The following is a 1,873-nucleotide window of genomic DNA, read 5'->3' on the forward strand; positions in this document are numbered from 1 at the left end:
ATATTTTACGAAAAGCATTCCCAAATGCGTTTAACTGCTATGGGATAGAGAGGTGCGTAGTTCACCCAAGGAGAATCAATCTCTCGAAGTAAAAGTGAAAGGAATTTCTGAAATGGAATTCAGTCTGTCTATATTTGACTATACTTTTACTAACTATGACAACAATTTTTGATTTTTGCAGGAGAGCTATCGAGTCGAGGAATACTCGTAGTCTTCGATAATATGGAGAAGTCGCATGGCTGAACTACAGGATTCTTCTAAAATTTCCTGTTTCTCCTGAGAATCTTCGATTAAATCTTCAGATACTAGACGCAGAGAACCTAAAAGACTATTAAGACTACTTCTCGCTTCGTAGGATAAATAAGCTTTTCTTTTTTGCTCATCTTCCCTATTCTTAGAGTCAGCCTCTTTGCTATCACTAAATTGCAGAGCGTGTAAACGGGCATAATGACCACCTTGAGCTAATAATTCCTCATGATTGCCGATTTCTGCCACTTTTCCCTTGTCCAGCACCACAATTTGATAGGCTTTTTGAACTGTGGAAAGACGGTGAGCGATCACAAGAGTAGTCCGCTCGCGACAGAGTTCATCGATCGCTTCCTGTACTAAACGCTCAGAAATTGTATCCAAAGCACTGGTGGCTTCATCGAGAATGAGAATATCCGGATCTCGCAGTAAGGCACGAGCGATCGCTAATCTTTGTTTTTGTCCCCCCGAAAGTCTCACTCCCCGATCGCCAATTTCCGTATCCAGTCCTTCCGGCAGTTTGCAGATAAACTCGTAGGCATTCGCCCTTTTTGTCGCTGCTAAAATTTCTGCATCACTCACATCGCTTAATCCGTAGGCAATATTAAAACGGAGAGAATTATTAAAGAGAAAAGTGTCTTGACTGACTATTCCCATGGCTTTTCTCAGAGATTTGATCTCATAATCCCGTAAATCGTGACCGTCAAAAAGAATCCTCCCGGCTGTAGGATCATAAAAGCGTGGTAATAAATCAGCAATTGTCGATTTTCCCGCCCCCGAAGCACCAACAAGAGCGATCATTTTTCCTTTTGGAATCCACAGATCGATGCCCTTGAGAACTAATTCTTGATGACCAGGATAGTAAAATTGGACGTTATCAAAATGAATACCTGTCTCTAATCTTTGATAGGGAATAGAGCCATTGCTCATAAATGGTTTATTCTCTCGAATGAGAAAGTCCGCTACCACCTCTACTGCGGAAACATCACCCAATAGACTACTCCTAGCACTGTTAATTTGACTAACTATCGGCAGGGCCCGGAAAAGTACATAGAGATAGGTTAATAAAATCGTCGCTAAAGCTTGCAGTTGTTCATTAAAAAGATAACGACCAGCAATGATAATTAAAGCAATAATAACTACCCCACCGATCTCATTAAGCGGTTCGATTACAGCCTTATTAGTCTGGGCATCTAAACCCGCTTTCTCCCGGGCTTCGATATCTTCCACGATAGATTCTAATTCGTATCTCTCATTGCCTACCGCTTTAATTAGGCGAATTCCCGTTAACAGTTCCAACAGTTTATTAGTTTGCTGTTTAGCCGTTACGGTGATAATCTCTCCAAACTTTTTCGATCTCTTGACAAAGTATTGATTAAGCAGACCTAAAAAGCCACCCAAAACACTTGAAAGAATAGTTAATTGCCAAGAAATTGATAATAAAATAACTAAGTACATGAAAGCTGTAGCGATAATCTTAATCAGGTTTATGTAATTTCTAATTGATGCTACAGCCCGATTAATCTCCGACATGAAACGATTAAAAATATCTCCTATTTTACTTTTTACATAATAATCTATATCCACTTCTAGCAGCAGAATAACTGAATCAATTCGCATATCTTTG

1 protein-coding gene and 1 pseudogene are annotated in these 1,873 nt (G+C 39.7%); one reads left to right on the forward strand and one right to left on the reverse strand.

The genetic code is table 11. The features are described from left to right. Positions 1-92 (forward strand): annotated as a pseudogene (locus PX636_RS22585) (IS200/IS605 family accessory protein TnpB-related protein); the annotation flags it as partial. A gap of 94 nt (positions 93-186) precedes the next feature. Here PX636_RS22585 and PX636_RS03000 read toward each other — a convergent pair. Continuing rightward, positions 187-1,873: ABC transporter ATP-binding protein (locus PX636_RS03000; protein ID WP_288116178.1), on the reverse strand; the 1,687-nt coding region annotated here is incomplete at its 5' end.

Origin of the sequence: Microcystis sp. M53598_WE2, from assembly GCF_030067735.1 — a bacterium.
In the GTDB taxonomy this organism is placed as follows: Bacteria; Cyanobacteriota; Cyanobacteriia; order Cyanobacteriales; family Microcystaceae; genus Microcystis; species Microcystis aeruginosa.